Below are 14117 nucleotides of genomic sequence, written 5' to 3'. Positions count from 1 at the left end.
TCAAACCGGAGAGAATGATGCGGAACCTGGCGATCCTGGCCCTGCTTGGCCCCGTTCTTGCCCTGGCCGGCTGCGGCGAGAATACGGGCTGGAACCCGAATTACAGCGCCATGCACAATGGTTCGCCCTATGCGGAATACCTGCAAGCGCGCGAGGTCGCGCTGCATGGCAAGGGCCCGGTGCCCAAGGTGATCCCGATCGCCCTGCCGGCGCAGGCGCCCACCGCAGCCCAGATCGCCGGCACGGCGGCAAAGCCGCGCGCCCAGGCAGCCGCCCAAGCCGCGCCTGCCCCCGCCGCAGCAGCGCCCCCGGCCGGGGCACCGGCGGCGACGCAGGCCGCGACGCCCTCGCTGGTGCGTTATGCGCAGCAGGAAACCCAGGCGCCGGGCACGCGGAAATACCAGCGCAGCGGCAGTTCCGAATCGGCGGCGGCGCGGGCCTGCCGCAGCTATGCCAGCGCGGATGTGGCGCAAAGCGCCTTCCTCGCGGCGGGCGGGCCGGTGATCGACCCGCGCGGGCTCGACCCGGACGGCGACGGTTTCGCCTGCGGCTGGGATCCGCGCCCGCTGCGCCAATCCGGGCTTTGAGCCCTTCGCCCAATCACGGCGACCGGCGCGGGCAACAGCCGTCGCTGGTCGTGATCCATTACACCGGCATGGCGGACGGCCCCTCGGCCCGGGCCCGGCTCTGCGATCCCGGCGCCGAGGTCAGCGCGCATTGGCTGGTCCACGAGGACGGGACGACCGAGGCGCTGGTGCCCGAGGACCGCCGCGCCTGGCACGCGGGCGCCGGTGCGTGGCAAGGGCGCGAGGACGTGAATTCGCGCAGCATCGGCATCGAACTGGTCAATCCCGGCGACCGGCCCTTCCCCGAGCCGCAGATGGCGGCGCTCGAGGCGCTGCTCGGCGCCATCATGGCGCGCTGGTCCATCCCGCCCCAGGGCGTGATCGCCCATTCCGACATGGCGCCGGGGCGCAAGATCGACCCCGGCCCGCGTTTCGACTGGCGCCGGCTGGCCCTGCAGGGGCTTGCGGTCTGGCCCGAGGGGACGGGCCCCGACCTGCCGCTGGCCGACAGCCTGGCCCGCATCGGCTATCCCGAGGATCCGGCGCGCCTCGCCGCCTTCCGCCTGCGCTTCCGCCCCTGGGCCGATGGCCCCGAGGACGAAACCGACCGCCGGCTGGCCGCGGCACTGGCTTATCGCGGGCTTCTTTCGTGCCCAAGTATCCCGCAGGGGGAGGCCGCCGCGGCAGCGGCGGACGGGGGACGCGAAGTCCCCCCGCAACGATCCAACAAGCGGTCCTAGAAAAGCGCCTCGATTCGCCGGGCCTCGGTCTCCAGCCCATAGGGCGCATTCAGCACCACCATGCCCGAGCCGACCATGCCATGGCCGGGCCGCGCCGGCGGGAATCGCACCTCCGAGACCAGCGCCTCGGGATGGTTGCGGCGCAGCGCCTCGACCATGGGCGCATGGCGGCCGTCGGCCAGGATCGGATACCACAGCGCGATCACGCCGACGTTCCACTTGCGCGCCAGCTTGGCGACATGGCGCGGGATGGCGTCGTAATCGGCCTTGACCTCATAGCTGGGGTCGATCAGCAGCAATCCGCGCCGCGGCGTGGGCGGGCAGATCGCCTGCGCCATCTGGAACCCGTCCTGCCGGTGCAGATGCGCAAAGCCTGCGACCTCGGCCAGCGCCTGGTGCTCGGCCGGGTGCAGCTCGGCCAGATGCGCCACGTCGCCAGGGCGCAGGAAATGCCGCGCGATCAGCGGCGAGCCGGGATAGGCGGTCGCGCCATGACGGGCGCGCACCGCCTCCAGCGCAAGGCGCAGCGGGTGATCCGTGGGCAGCCAGTTTTCGGAAAGCGCGCGGGTGATGCCGGCGGCCGCCTCGCCGGTCTTTTCCGCCTCGGGCGCCGACAGGTCGTAGAGGCCGCGCCCGGCATGGGTTTCCAGGTAGCTCAGCGGCTTCGGCTTGGCGGTCAGATAGGCCAGCACCCAAGCCAGCAGCGCGTGCTTGTGCAGGTCGGCCAGGTTCCCGGCGTGATAGGCGTGCTGATAGGACAACATGTCCCGCGATTAACCCGATGGCCCGGAAATGAAAAGCGGCGGCGCCCAGGGAGGAGGAGGGGGCACCGCCGCGCAACGCTGGCCCAGGGAGGAGGAGGGGCCGCGTATGGGGTGCGGCAATGGCAGGGAGGAGGAGGCCATTACCGCTAGCTGACAGTCCCAGGGAGGAGGAGAGGACCGTCGCATTCCGTTCCGCCTTGCGGCGGTGTTTTGGCGGCGCCCTCCAGGGAGGAGGAGGGGAGGGCGCCGCGCAGAACGGGAAGCCCAGGGAGGAGGAGGGGCTTCGCCGTGTCGGTTTGGCGGCGCCTCCGGGAGGAGGAAAGAGGCTGCCGCCGGACCGCGAGACCCAGGGAGGAGGAGGGGTCTCGCCGTATGGGGTGGCGGCATCCCCAGGGAGGAGGAGGGGGAGCCGCCGGAACCGTGAAGCCCAGGGAGGAGGAGGGGCTTCACCGTATCTGAGCGGCGGCATCCTCAGGGAGGAGGAGGGAGGATGCCGCCTGAACCCGGACCCAAGGGAGGAGGAGTGGGTCGGGTGTTCTATTCGTTTACTTCGTGCCCCAGGCGGCTTCGTAAGCCACGCTGCGGATGTTGCCGCGGTTCAGGCCCAGGTCGGCCAGTTCGCGGTTGGACAGGTCGCCCAGTTCGCGCAGGGTCTGGCGATAGACCGCCCGGCGGGCCATATGGTCACGGACATTGGCCACGAATTTCGCGATCGCGCCGTTGCCGGCGATGTCGTTGCGGTGCATACCGCCATGGATCAGATCGAGAACAGCCATTTCATTCACTCTTTCGTCTTGCGGATGGCGCGGTCGGTTTTCCCTGTCGCGCTGTTGAGACGAACATGGTCCCTTTTCTGCATCTGCACAATGGCCGCGGGCGAGATGCTGCTATGCAGAATCTACATGGCTGTTTCTGGGACACTGTTACAAAGCGTTAATAATCCGTGAATTTTTCAGCCTTTTTACAAGCTGGATCAAGTTTCCCTAGCAGATCGGTCGTATTTTACGCGGGGTCACAGGGGGTTAGCGGTATCAGCCCGCAAGCCCGGCTTGCCCATCCCCGCGCGAATTGCGATGCTGCGGGCGCTTTGATGCGGGGGTAGCCATGACCATCTCACGGGAACGTGTGCTTCAGGAACTTGCCCAGATCGCGGTTCCGGGGGGCGGCAACCTGGTTTCGGCCGATCTGGTGCGCGCGCTCAACGTCGAATCGGGCGCGGTGCGATTCGTCATCGAGGCGGCCGATGCGGCCTCTGCCCGCGCGCTGGCTCCGGTCGAGGCCGAGGTGCAGCGCCGGCTGTCCGCCCTGCCGGGGGTGGAGAAGGTGCAGATCGTCACCACCGCCCCGACCGCGCCGCGCGGCGGTGCCCCGCAGGTCGCGGCCCGTTCGGGCGGCGAGGCGCCGCCCAGCCTGAAGATCGGCCGCCACCCCACGCCCCAGGCCGGCCCCGCGCCGGTCAGCGGCGTGGCGCGGATCCTGGCCATCGGCTCGGGCAAGGGCGGGGTCGGGAAATCGACGCTGACCTCGAACCTGGCGGTGGCGCTGGCGCGCAAGGGGCGGCGGGTCGGCTTGCTGGACGCCGACATATACGGTCCCTCGCAGCCGCGCATGCTGGGCCTGACCGGGCAGCGCCCCACCAGCGACGGCCAGATGATCGAGCCGCTGCACGCCCATGGCGTCACCGTCATGTCGCTGGGCCTGATGATGAAGGAAGGCGAGGCGGTGGTCTGGCGCGGCCCGATGCTGATGGGCGCGCTGCAGCAGATGCTGAACCAGGTGAAATGGGGCGAGCTGGACGTGCTGCTGGTCGACCTGCCGCCCGGCACGGGCGACGTGCAGCTGTCGCTGTGCCAGAAGGCGCAGGTCAGCGGGGCGATCATCGTCTCGACCCCGCAGGACGTGGCGCTGATCGACGCCCGCCGCGCCATCGACATGTTCGACAAGCTCAAGACCCCGGTGCTGGGGCTGGTCGAGAACATGTCCACCTATATCTGCCCCAATTGCGGCCACGAGGCGCATCTGTTCGGCCATGGCGGCGTCGCCGCCGAGGCCGCGGCGCTGGACCTGCCCTTCCTGGGCGAGATCCCGTTGAACCTGGACCTGCGGCTTGCGGGCGATGCCGGCACGCCGATCGCGGCCGGCGACGGGCCGGTGGCGCAATCCTTCGTCCGGCTGGCCGAGCGGCTGATCGCCGGCGGCATGGCCTGACCTGGCCTTTCGCACCCGGCCGGGAAAACACGGGAAACGGGTCCGGGAAATCATGGGAACGGCCCCTGGATTCCGAATCACCGCGGCGTGATTGCCCGTGAAGGCCGGTCGAATCGGCAAGCTTTCCCCTTTTTCGACGGAAGAATCGCCCCTCCACCCGGTCGCGTGGGACGATTCTGGGAAATGGTGGGATTTATTTGCCACATCGGCGCTCCATACTACATCTAGTGGCTGTTCTATCCCTGCATCCGATACCTTCCCCTGTGATCGCGCCGGTGTGAATTTGTTCGCGCCGCGTTCGCCGGCAATAGCCCGCCTGCGCCCAGGTTCCGACCAAACAAATCCATTGCGTCCCATGAATTCCCATGGCATCCCTTGGCTCACGGAACGGGCTCGAGGGGCGCCAAGACCCCAAAAGGCGACAAGCAGCTTTCATACAGGCAACCCGTTTCCGAATGACCTCTGCGGCGCGCGAGCAGCACCTCCCCCAGGTGGCGCGAAACGCAGGGCGCGATCCCCGAAACTACGGGGCCCAGAGATGGGAACGAGGGCGGCGGATCGGGCAGTGGCAGCAGCCCGGTCCGCCTTTCCTTTTCGGGCAAACCGGAAAGGTCGGGACAGTGAAAGGAGGGCGCGCCGTTGGCACGCCGTTTCAGAGGGTCGGAAGAGGTCAAGGTGGACGCGAAGGGTCGCGTTTCCATCCCGGCCAAGTTCCGCCGGGTCTTTGAAGCCTCCGATCCCGACTGGCAGGCCGGCAAGCGCGCGCAGCTGGTCATCGTCTACGGCACCCGCGACTGGAATTGGCTGCAGCTTTTCACCATTGAGGCGATGGAAGAGATCGAGGACGGCATCGCCCGCATGCCGCGCGGCTCGGCCGCCCGCAACCTTCTGGAAAACATCTATCAGGGCCATGCCGACGAGGCCGAGATCGACGGCGACGGCCGCCTGGTCCTGCCGCAGAAGCTGCGCGAGAAGATCGGCCTGACCGACAGCGCCTTCTTCATCTCGGCCGGCGACAGCCTGAAGGTCTGGACCCCCGAGGCCTATGCCGAGGAAGAGCGCGCGCTGGAAGCCCGCGTGCCGGAACTTGAGCCGGGCGCCGATCCGCTGTCGCTGCTGGCCCCCGCCGCGGCGAAGGACGAGGGCTAGGGCATGGCCGAGGCTCCGCATATCCCCGTCCTGCTTGGCCCGCTGTTGCGGGCCGTTCAGCCTGTGACGGGCACCTGGGTCGACGGCACCTTCGGCGCCGGCGGCTATGCCCGCGGCCTGCTGGAGCAGGGCGCCGACCGGGTGATCGGCATCGACCGCGACCCGGCGGTCTTTCGCATGGCCGAAGCCTGGGCGGGCGAATATGGCGACCGGCTGCGGCTGGTCCAGGGCACGTTCTCGGACCTCGACAGGCTGGCCGGCGGGCCGGTCGACGGCGTGGTGCTGGACCTTGGCGTCAGCTCGATGCAGCTCGACCAGCCCGAGCGCGGCTTTTCCTTTTTGCGCGACGGGCCCTTGGACATGCGCATGGGCGGCGAGGGGCCGACGGCGGCCGACCTGCTGAACAGCGCCCCCGAATCGGTCATCGCCGACGTGCTCTATCTCTACGGCGAGGAGCGCGCCTCGCGCCGCATCGCCAAGGCCATCGTCGCCGCCCGGCCGCTGAGCCGCACCGGCCAGCTTTCGGACATCGTCGCCGGCTGCCTGCCGCGCGCGAAGCCGGGGCAGAGCCATCCCTCGACCCGCGCCTTCCAGGCGATCCGCATCTGGGTGAACGACGAATTCGGCCAGCTGGTCGCCGGGCTTGCGGCGGCCGAACGGGCGCTGCGGCCGGGCGGCAAGCTGGCCGTGGTCAGCTTCCATTCGCTCGAGGACCGGATCGTCAAGCGGTTCATGCAGGCGCGCTCGAACAGCGCCGGCGGCGGCAGCCGCTATGCGCCCGAGGCCGCGCGCGAGGAGCCGGCCTTCACGCTGCCCTTCCGCCGCGCCATCGGCGCGGACGAGGCCGAGCTGGCGGCGAATCCGCGCGCCCGCTCGGCGCTGCTGCGCGTCGGCATCCGCACCGCGGCGCCGGCCGGCCGGGTCGATCCGGCGGGGCTGGGCCTGCCGCTGCTGTCGGAAAGGGGGGCGTGATGCGTTCGGTGCTTTACCTTCTGACCGCGCTTTCGGTGATGGGCCTGGCCTTCTGGGCCTATCGCGAGAATTACCGCACCCAGGCCGCCATCAGCGAGATGAGCGACATCCAGCGCCAGATCGGCCGCCTGCGCGAAGATCTGGGCGTTCTGCGCGCGGAATGGGCCTATCTGAACCGCCCCGAGCGCCTGCGCCAGCTGGTCGATCTGAATTTCGAGCGGCTGAAGCTGGTGCCCTTCGGTTCCGACCAGTTCGTGGACGTGGGGCAGGTGGCCTTCCCGGCACCCCGGTCGCCCGAGCCCGCCCCCGGTTCCGCTGCCGATGCCGATCTGCCGGTCGAACGTCCCGCCGGCTTCCCGCCCCGCAGACCACAGGAGAGCACGCCATGATCCGCACCCCGCTGCGCCCGCTGGCCCGCATCCTTCGCGCCCGCGAAACAGGCGAGAACCCCGATGCCATCGAGGCCGAGAACCGCGCCCAAAGGCATGCCGCAATCCAGGAAAGGGCGCGCGGCAGCGCCCGGACCCGGCTGTTCTTCATGTCCTGCGCCTTTGCGCTGGCCTTTGGCACCGTGGGCGCCAAGATGGGCGTGCTGGCCGCCAGCCAGCCCAGCGAGCCGCGGGTGCAGACCACCGGCGCGCAGATCATCTCGCAGCGCGCCGACATCACCGACCGGCAGGGGCGGGTGCTGGCCACCAACCTGCTGACCCATTCGCTTTACGCCCATCCCCAGCAGATGGTCGAGCCCGAGCGCGCGGCGCGCGAACTGGTCCGCATCTTCCCCGACCTGGAGATCGAGCGGCTGCAAAAGGACTTTACCGGCAAGCGCACCTTCGTCTGGATCAAGAAGAAGATCAGCCCCGAACAGATGCAGGCCGTGCATGACATCGGCGAGCCGGGGCTGCTGTTCGGCCCGCGCGAGATGCGGCTTTACCCGAACGGCCATATCGCCGCGCATATCCTGGGCGGCGCCACCTTCGGCAAGGAAGACGTGGCCAGCGCCGAGGTCGTCGGCGTCGCCGGCGTCGAAAAGGCCTTCGACCACTGGCTGCGCGATCCGGCCAATGACGGCGCGCCGCTGGCGCTTTCGCTGGACCTGACCGTCCAGGCCGCCATGGAGGAGGTGCTGGGCAACGGCATGAAGGTCATGAACGCCAAAGGCGCCACCGGCATCCTGATGGAGGTCAAGACCGGCGAGATCCTGGCCATGGCCAGCCTGCCCGATTTCGACCCCAACGACCGGCCGCGGCCGCTGCTCAAGGGCGATCCCTCGGACAGCCCGCTGTTCAACCGCGCGGTGCAGGGACAGTATGAATTGGGCTCGACCTTCAAGATCTTCCCGGTGGCGCAGGCCATCGACCTCAAGCTGGTCAGCCCGGCCACGATGATCAACGCCAAGGCGCCGATGAAGATCGGCAAATACCTGATCAACGAGTTCCGGGGCCACAATTACGGCACGCTTTCGGTGACGGACATCATCGTGAAGTCGTCGAACGTCGGCACCGTCCGGGTGGCCCAGCTGCTGGGCGCCGAGCGGCAGAGGGATTTCCTGCAGAAGCTGGGCTTCTTCGAGCCGACGCCGATCGAGATGAGCGAGGCGCCGACCGGCAAGCCGCTGGTGCCCAAGCGCTGGCCCGCCGTGACCTCGGCCACCGTGGCCTTCGGGCACGGGCTGGCGGCCAGCCCGCTGCATTTGGCCGCGGCCTATGCGACCGTCGCGAACGGCGGAAAACGGGTGATGCCGACGCTGATCCACGACCGCCGCCCGCGCGGCGGCGAGCAGGTGCTGTCGCCCCAGGCCGCGCAGATCGCCGTGCAGATGCTGCGCCAGGTGGTGGTCCGCGGCAGCGGCCGCAGCGCCAATGTCGAGGGCTACGAGGTCGCGGGCAAGACCGGCACCGCCGACAAGCCGCGCCCGACGGGGGGCTATTACGGCAACAAGGTGGTCTCGACCTTCGCCTCGGTCTTTCCGGCCAGCGATCCGCAATATGTGCTGGTGCTGTCGCTGGACGAGCCCTCGACCATCGGCCCCGGCGGCGAAAGCCGCACCGCGGGCGCGACATCGGCGCCGGTGGCGGCCGAGGTGATCCGCCGCGTCGCGCCGCTCTTGGGCCTGCGCCCGGCCACCGAATCGCAATTGCCGATGGTTGAACGGCCTTTGCCCGATGGGCTAAAGCTCGTCTCGAACTGATGAGCGGAGGCTTCGTGACCGAGCGGGCGATGCGGCTGTCCCTTCTGGGGCTGAGGGGGGACAAGGGGCGCGACCCCGAGATAACGGGCCTTGCCGTGGATTCGCGGCAGGTCAGGCCCGGCCATCTGTTCGCGGCGCTGCCGGGTTCGGCCGCGCATGGGGGCGAGTTCATCCAATATGCGCTGCGCCAGGGCGCGGCCGCGATCCTGACCGACCGCAAGGGCGCCGAGATCGCCGCCGAGGTGCTGGCCGGCGCCGATGCCGCGCTGGTGGTGGCCGAAGATCCCCGCGCCGCGCTGGCGGGCGCGAGCGCCCTGTGGTTCGCCGCCCAGCCCGAGACGATGGTCGCCGTCACCGGCACCTCGGGCAAGACCTCGGTCGCCACCTTCACCCGGCAGATCTGGCAGGCGTTGGGCCACAAGGCGATCAGCCTGGGCACCATGGGCGTGCAGGGCGACTACCAGGCCAAGCTGGCCCATACCACGCCCGAGCCGATCACCCTGCACCGGGTGCTGGCCGAGGCGGCGGCTGCTGGCGTCACCCATGCGGCGATGGAGGCCAGCTCGCACGGGCTCGACCAGCGCCGGCTGGACGGGGTGCGGCTGAAGGCCGGCGCCTTCACCAATTTCAGCCAGGACCACCTGGATTATCACAAGGACTTCGACGAATATTTCGCCGCCAAGGCGCTGCTTTTCGATCATCTGCTGGACGAGGGCGCCGGGGCGGTCGTCAATATCGACGACCCGCGCGGCCGGCAGATGGCGGGGATCGCGCGCGAACGCGGCCTCGATCTGACGACCATCGGCAAGGATGCGGCGGCCGACCTGCGCATCCTGGGCCAGCGCTATGACGCGACCGGGCAGGATTTGCGCTTCAGCCTGCATGGCCAGGCGCATCTGGTGCGGTTGGCGCTGATCGGCGGCTTCCAGGCGGAAAACGTGCTGGCCGCCGCCGGCCTGGCCATTGCCGCCGGCGACGAGGCGCCCCGCGTGATCGAGACCCTGCCGGGGCTGACCACCGTGCGCGGCCGCATGGAACTGGCGGCGATGCGGGAAAACGGTGCTGCGGTCTTCGTCGACTACAGCCACAAGCCGGGCGCGCTGGCCTCGGCCCTGCAAAGCCTGCGCCCGCATGTCATGGGCCGCATCGTCGTGGTCTTTGGCGCCGGCGGCGACCGCGACCGGCTCAAGCGCCCGCTGATGGGCGAGGCGGCGCGGCAATTCGCCGACCTGGTCTATGTGACCGACGACAACCCGCGCAGCGAAGACCCGGCCGCGATCCGCGCCGAAGTGCTGGCCGGCGCCGGCCCCGAGGCCATCGAGGTCGGCGACCGCGCCGAGGCGATCCTGCGCGCCGTCGATGCCTTGCAGCCGGGCGATGCGCTGCTGATCGCCGGCAAGGGCCACGAGACCGGCCAGATCATCGGCAACGACGTTTACCCCTTCGACGATGCCGAGCAGGCCTCGGTGGCCGTCGCGGCGCTGGATGGCAAGATATGACGCTGTGGACCTCGCAGGATGCCGCCGCCGCGACCGGCGGCCGCGCCACCGGTGACTTTGCCGTCGGCGGCGTCTCCATCGACACCCGCACCATCCGGCCGGGCGACCTGTTCGTGGCCCTGCAGGCCGCCCGCGACGGCCACGACTTCGTCGCCCAGGCCCTGGAAAAGGGCGCCGGCGCCGCGCTGGTCAGCCGCATCCCCGAGGGCGTGGCCCCGGATGCGCCGCTGCTGGTCGTCCCCGACGTCCTGCCGGCGCTGGAGGCGCTTGGCCGCGCCGGCCGCGCCCGGATGGGCGGCAAGGTCATCGCCATCACCGGCTCGGTCGGCAAGACCTCGACCAAGGAGATGGCGCGCATCGCGCTTGCCGGGCAGGGCAGCATCCATGCGGCCGAGGCCAGCTACAACAACCATTGGGGCGTGCCCCTGACGCTGGCGCGCATGCCCCAGGACACCGATTTCGCCATCATCGAGATCGGCATGAACCATCCGGGCGAGATCGAGCCGCTGGCCCGCCTCGCCCGCCCGCATGTGGCCATGATCACCACCGTCGCCGCCGCCCACCTGGAGGCTTTCGGCGCCATCGAGGGCATCGCCCGCGAAAAGGGCGCGATCTTTCGCGGTCTCATGCAGCCCGGCACCGCCATCCTGCCCGAGGATCTGCCGGTCACGCAATTGCTGCGCGACTGCGCCGACGAGGCCGGCGCCATCGTCATCGGCTTCGGCCAGCAGGGCATGGCCCGGCCGCTGAAGGCCGAGACGGTGGACGGCATCACCCAGGTCCGCGCCCGCGTGCTGGGCGATGTGGTGGATTTCACCCTGGCGACTCCGGGCACGCATTTCGTCATGAACGCGGTCGGCGTGCTGGCGGCACTGTCGGCCGCGGGGGCCGACGTGGCCCAGGCAGCTGCGCGCCTTTCCGACTGGCGCCCGCCGCTGGGCCGCGGCGCGGTCGAGGATCTGGGCGGCATCCGGCTGATCGACGATGCCTATAACTCCAACCCCACCTCGCTTTCGGCCGGGCTTGCGACGCTGGCGCGGCTGACCGGCGGGCGCCGGGTGGCGATCCTGGGCGACATGCTGGAACTCGGCCCGGACGAGATCGCGCTCCATGCCGGCATGGCTGCCGATCCCGCGATGCCGGCCGTCGACCTGGTCCATACCGCCGGCCCGCGCATGCGCGCCCTGCACGAGGCGCTGCCCCAGGCCCGCCGCGGGCGCCATGCCGAAACCGCCGCAGAACTGGCCGAGAGCGTGGCCGAACTGGTCGCGCCCGGCGATATCGTGCTCGTGAAGGGTTCGAAGTCCTCCAGGGTCTCGACGGTGGTTGACGCGCTGCGGCGGACGCGCCAAAGCACGCCCCCTGGCGAAAGGACAGCGTAATGCTCTATTGGCTCACGAACCTCTCCGACGGCGGGGATTTCTTCAACCTTTTCCGATATATCACCTTCCGGGCCGGGGGCGCCTTCTTCACCGCGCTGCTCTTCGGCTTCTTCTTCGGCCGGCCGCTGATCGACCTGCTGCGCCGCAAGCAGAAAAAGGGCCAGCCGATCCGCGACGACGGGCCGCAGAACCATTTCTCCAAGGCCGGCACCCCGACCATGGGCGGGCTGCTGATCCTCGCCGCGCTCAGCATCGGCACGCTGCTCTGGGCGCGGCTCGACAACGGCTATGTCTGGATCGTGCTTTTGGTCACGCTGGGCTTCGCCGCCATCGGCTTTGCCGACGACTATGCCAAGGTCACGAAGCAGCATCACGCGGGGCTCTCGGGCAAGGTGCGGCTGCTGATCGGGCTCTGCATCGCCGCCGCCGCCGGCGCCGCGGCCGCCTGGCTGCACCCGGCGGCGCTCAGCGGCGAGCTGGCGCTGCCCTTCTTCAAGGATGCGCTGATCAACCTGGGCCTGCTCTACGTGCCCTTCGCCGTGCTGGTGATCCTGGGCGCGGCCAATGCGGTGAACCTGACCGACGGGCTCGACGGGCTGGCGATCATGCCGGTGATGATCGCGGCCGGCAGCTTCGCGGTGATCGCCTATATGGTCGGCAACGCGAATTTCGCCAATTACCTCGGCGTGCATTTCGTGCCCGGCACCGGGGAGCTTGCGGTCTTCGTCGCGGCGCTGATCGGCGGCGGCCTGGGCTTCCTGTGGTATAACGCGCCCCCCGCCGCCGTCTTCATGGGCGATACCGGCAGCCTCGCGCTCGGCGGTGCCCTGGGCGCCATCGCGGTCGTCACCAAGCACGAGATCGTCCTGGCCATCGTCGGCGGTCTCTTCGTGGTCGAGGCGCTGTCGGTCATCATCCAGGTGCTCTATTTCAAGCGCACCGGCAAGCGGGTGTTCCTGATGGCCCCGATCCACCACCATTTCGAAAAGAAGGGCTGGGGCGAGGCGCAGATCGTGATCCGCTTCTGGATCATCGCGCTGATCCTGGCGCTGATCGGGCTTGCTACCCTGAAGCTGCGCTGACAGGCTTTCTCCGTTTTGCAAATACTCTCGGGGGGTCCGGGGGGCGAAGCGCCCCCGGCCTGCAACAGCGAAGGAAACAGCATGATCCCGGTCCAGGGCGTCCAGAACCAGACCATCGCCGTGCTCGGCCTCGGCCGCTCGGGCCGCGCCACCGCCGCCGCGCTCGCCGCGGGCGGCGCTCGGGTCGTGGTCTGGGACGACGGCCTGGACACCCGCGAACAGGCGGCGGCCGACGGCATGATCGTCCTCGACCTGACCCGCGACGCCAACTGGGACGGCATCTCGGCGCTGATCACCAGCCCCGGCATCCCGCATCTCTACCCCAAGCCGCACCCGGTCATCGCGAAAGCCTATGAACTCGGCGTGCCGGTCGACAACGACATCGGCCTGTTCTTCCGCAGCTTCGCCACGGCGGAATGGGAGCGGTTCGACACCACCCCGCGCGTCATCGCCGTGACCGGCTCGAACGGCAAATCCACCACCACCGCGCTGATCCACCATATCCTGAAGGAAGCCGGCCGCCCGACCCAGATCGGCGGCAATATCGGCACCGGCGTGCTGTCGCTGGAACCCGCCCATGACGGCGAGGTGGTGGTGCTGGAACTCTCCAGCTACCAGACCGACCTGGCCCGCGCCCTGACCCCGGATGTCGCCGTCTTCACCAATCTTTCGCCCGACCATCTCGACCGCCACGGCGGCCTGGGCGGCTATTTCGCCGCCAAGCGCCGGCTTTTCGCCGAGGGCGGGCCGGACCGCGCCGTGATCGGCGTCGACGAGCCCGAGGGCTGCTATCTTGCCGGCCAGCTTGCCATGGCCCCTTCGGACGACCGGGTGATCCGCATCTCCTCGGGGCAGAAGCTCGACCATTTCGGCTGGTCGGTCTTTGCCCGCAAGGGCTTCCTTTCGGAATACCGCAAGGGCCGCCAGGCCGGTTCGATCGACTTGCGCGAGGTCAAGGGGCTGCCGGGCGAGCACAACCACCAGAACGCCTGCGCCGCCTATGCCGCGACCCGCGCCGTCGGCATCGCCCCGCGCGAGATCGAGCGCGCCTTCCACAGCTTCCAGGGCCTGCCGCATCGCAGCCAGACCGTGGCCGAGATCGGCGGCGTGGCCTGGGTCAACGACAGCAAGGCCACCAATGTCGATGCCGCCGCCAAGGCGCTGGCCGCCTTCCCGCGCATCCGCTGGATCGCCGGCGGCATGGGCAAGGACGGCGGCATCGAGGCGCTGGCCCCCTTCCTCGGCAATGTCACCAAGGCCTATCTGATCGGCCATTCCGCGCGCGACTTCGCGCTCCAGATCGGCCAGACCCCGCATGAGATCGCCGAGACCATGGAGCAGGCCGTCGCCCGCGCCGCGGCCGAGGCCCAGCCGGGCGAGACGGTGCTGCTTGCCCCCGCCGCCGCCAGCTTCGACCAATACCCGAATTTCGAAAAGCGCGGCGAGCATTTCACGGCCCTGGTCCAGGCGTTGCGGGGCTGATCTTCTCTCCGATCTTCTTTGTTCTGCAAATACTCATGCGACGGCGCCCGCCGGCGCTGTTCCATGGGTATTTAAGCAACGA

13 protein-coding genes are annotated in these 14117 nt (G+C 69.5%); 11 read left to right on the top strand and 2 right to left on the bottom strand.

The features are described 5' to 3' along the window. The first annotated feature begins 14 nt into the window (after nucleotides 1-14). Both KF941_RS10330 and KF941_RS10325 read left to right on the top strand, forming a co-directional pair. The gene (locus tag KF941_RS10330) at nucleotides 15-587 is read left to right on the top strand and encodes a hypothetical protein (protein WP_240540278.1); all 573 of its coding nucleotides are present in this window, start codon (nucleotides 15-17) and stop codon (nucleotides 585-587) included. Further along, nucleotides 584-1306: an N-acetylmuramoyl-L-alanine amidase gene (locus KF941_RS10325; RefSeq protein WP_214273278.1), complete on the top strand. Its 723-nt coding sequence runs from the start codon at nucleotides 584-586 to the stop codon at nucleotides 1304-1306. The genes KF941_RS10330 and KF941_RS10325 overlap by 4 nt, the downstream gene beginning before the upstream one ends. Here KF941_RS10325 and rlmJ read toward each other — a convergent pair. Then, the gene (gene rlmJ, locus KF941_RS10320; RefSeq protein ID WP_072461026.1) at nucleotides 1303-2070 is read right to left on the bottom strand and encodes a 23S rRNA (adenine(2030)-N(6))-methyltransferase RlmJ; all 768 of its coding nucleotides are present in this window, start codon (nucleotides 2068-2070) and stop codon (nucleotides 1303-1305) included. The two genes, KF941_RS10325 and rlmJ, sit on opposite strands and share 4 nt — an antisense overlap. A gap of 545 nt (nucleotides 2071-2615) precedes the next feature. Then, nucleotides 2616-2846, bottom strand: coding sequence for a DUF1127 domain-containing protein (locus tag KF941_RS10315; protein ID WP_036750211.1), 231 nt, complete (start codon nucleotides 2844-2846; stop codon nucleotides 2616-2618). A gap of 328 nt (nucleotides 2847-3174) precedes the next feature. Here KF941_RS10315 and KF941_RS10310 point away from each other — a divergent pair, with 328 nt between their 5' ends. The 9 genes from KF941_RS10310 (at nucleotide 3175) to murD (ending at nucleotide 14035) form a co-directional block, all read left to right on the top strand. Continuing rightward, entirely contained in the window at nucleotides 3175-4278 is a 1104-nt protein-coding gene (locus tag KF941_RS10310; RefSeq protein ID WP_214273277.1) for an Mrp/NBP35 family ATP-binding protein, read from the top strand. Between the two features lie 639 nt (nucleotides 4279-4917). Further along, nucleotides 4918-5427 carry a division/cell wall cluster transcriptional repressor MraZ gene (gene mraZ, locus KF941_RS10305; RefSeq protein ID WP_036750205.1) on the top strand — a complete coding sequence of 170 codons (510 nt, stop codon included), beginning with the start codon at nucleotides 4918-4920 and terminating at the stop codon, nucleotides 5425-5427. A 3-nt stretch (nucleotides 5428-5430) separates the two neighbouring features. After that, the gene (gene rsmH, locus KF941_RS10300; protein ID WP_114535134.1) at nucleotides 5431-6399 is read left to right on the top strand and encodes a 16S rRNA (cytosine(1402)-N(4))-methyltransferase RsmH; all 969 of its coding nucleotides are present in this window, start codon (nucleotides 5431-5433) and stop codon (nucleotides 6397-6399) included. Continuing rightward, nucleotides 6399-6788 (top strand): cell division protein FtsL, encoded by a 390-nt coding sequence (locus KF941_RS10295; RefSeq protein ID WP_036750200.1) that lies wholly within the window; start codon nucleotides 6399-6401, stop codon nucleotides 6786-6788. The genes rsmH and KF941_RS10295 overlap by 1 nt, the downstream gene beginning before the upstream one ends. After that, nucleotides 6785-8590, top strand: a complete 1806-nt coding sequence (locus tag KF941_RS10290; protein ID WP_214273276.1) for a penicillin-binding protein 2 — start codon at nucleotides 6785-6787, stop codon at nucleotides 8588-8590. The genes KF941_RS10295 and KF941_RS10290 overlap by 4 nt, the downstream gene beginning before the upstream one ends. Before the next feature lie 14 nt (nucleotides 8591-8604). Then, nucleotides 8605-10089, top strand: coding sequence for a UDP-N-acetylmuramoyl-L-alanyl-D-glutamate--2,6-diaminopimelate ligase (locus KF941_RS10285; RefSeq protein ID WP_175562305.1), 1485 nt, complete (start codon nucleotides 8605-8607; stop codon nucleotides 10087-10089). Continuing rightward, nucleotides 10086-11471 carry a UDP-N-acetylmuramoyl-tripeptide--D-alanyl-D-alanine ligase gene (murF, locus tag KF941_RS10280; protein WP_214273275.1) on the top strand — a complete coding sequence of 462 codons (1386 nt, stop codon included), beginning with the start codon at nucleotides 10086-10088 and terminating at the stop codon, nucleotides 11469-11471. The genes KF941_RS10285 and murF overlap by 4 nt, the downstream gene beginning before the upstream one ends. Next, complete coding sequence (gene mraY, locus KF941_RS10275) at nucleotides 11471-12553, top strand: phospho-N-acetylmuramoyl-pentapeptide-transferase (protein WP_036750191.1); 1083 nt, start codon at nucleotides 11471-11473, stop codon at nucleotides 12551-12553. Before murF ends, mraY begins: the two co-directional genes overlap by 1 nt. Before the next feature lie 81 nt (nucleotides 12554-12634). Beyond that, a complete protein-coding gene (murD, locus tag KF941_RS10270) occupies nucleotides 12635-14035 on the top strand; it encodes a UDP-N-acetylmuramoyl-L-alanine--D-glutamate ligase (RefSeq protein WP_214273274.1) in 1401 nt (466 codons plus the stop codon). Nucleotides 14036-14117: the final 82 nt, after the last annotated feature.

Source organism: Paracoccus sp. pheM1 (assembly GCF_018499825.1).
Taxonomy (GTDB): Bacteria; Pseudomonadota; Alphaproteobacteria; order Rhodobacterales; family Rhodobacteraceae; genus Paracoccus; species Paracoccus versutus.
Note: the sequence above shows the minus strand (reverse complement) of the source record. Positions and strands in the feature narration are given on the sequence as shown.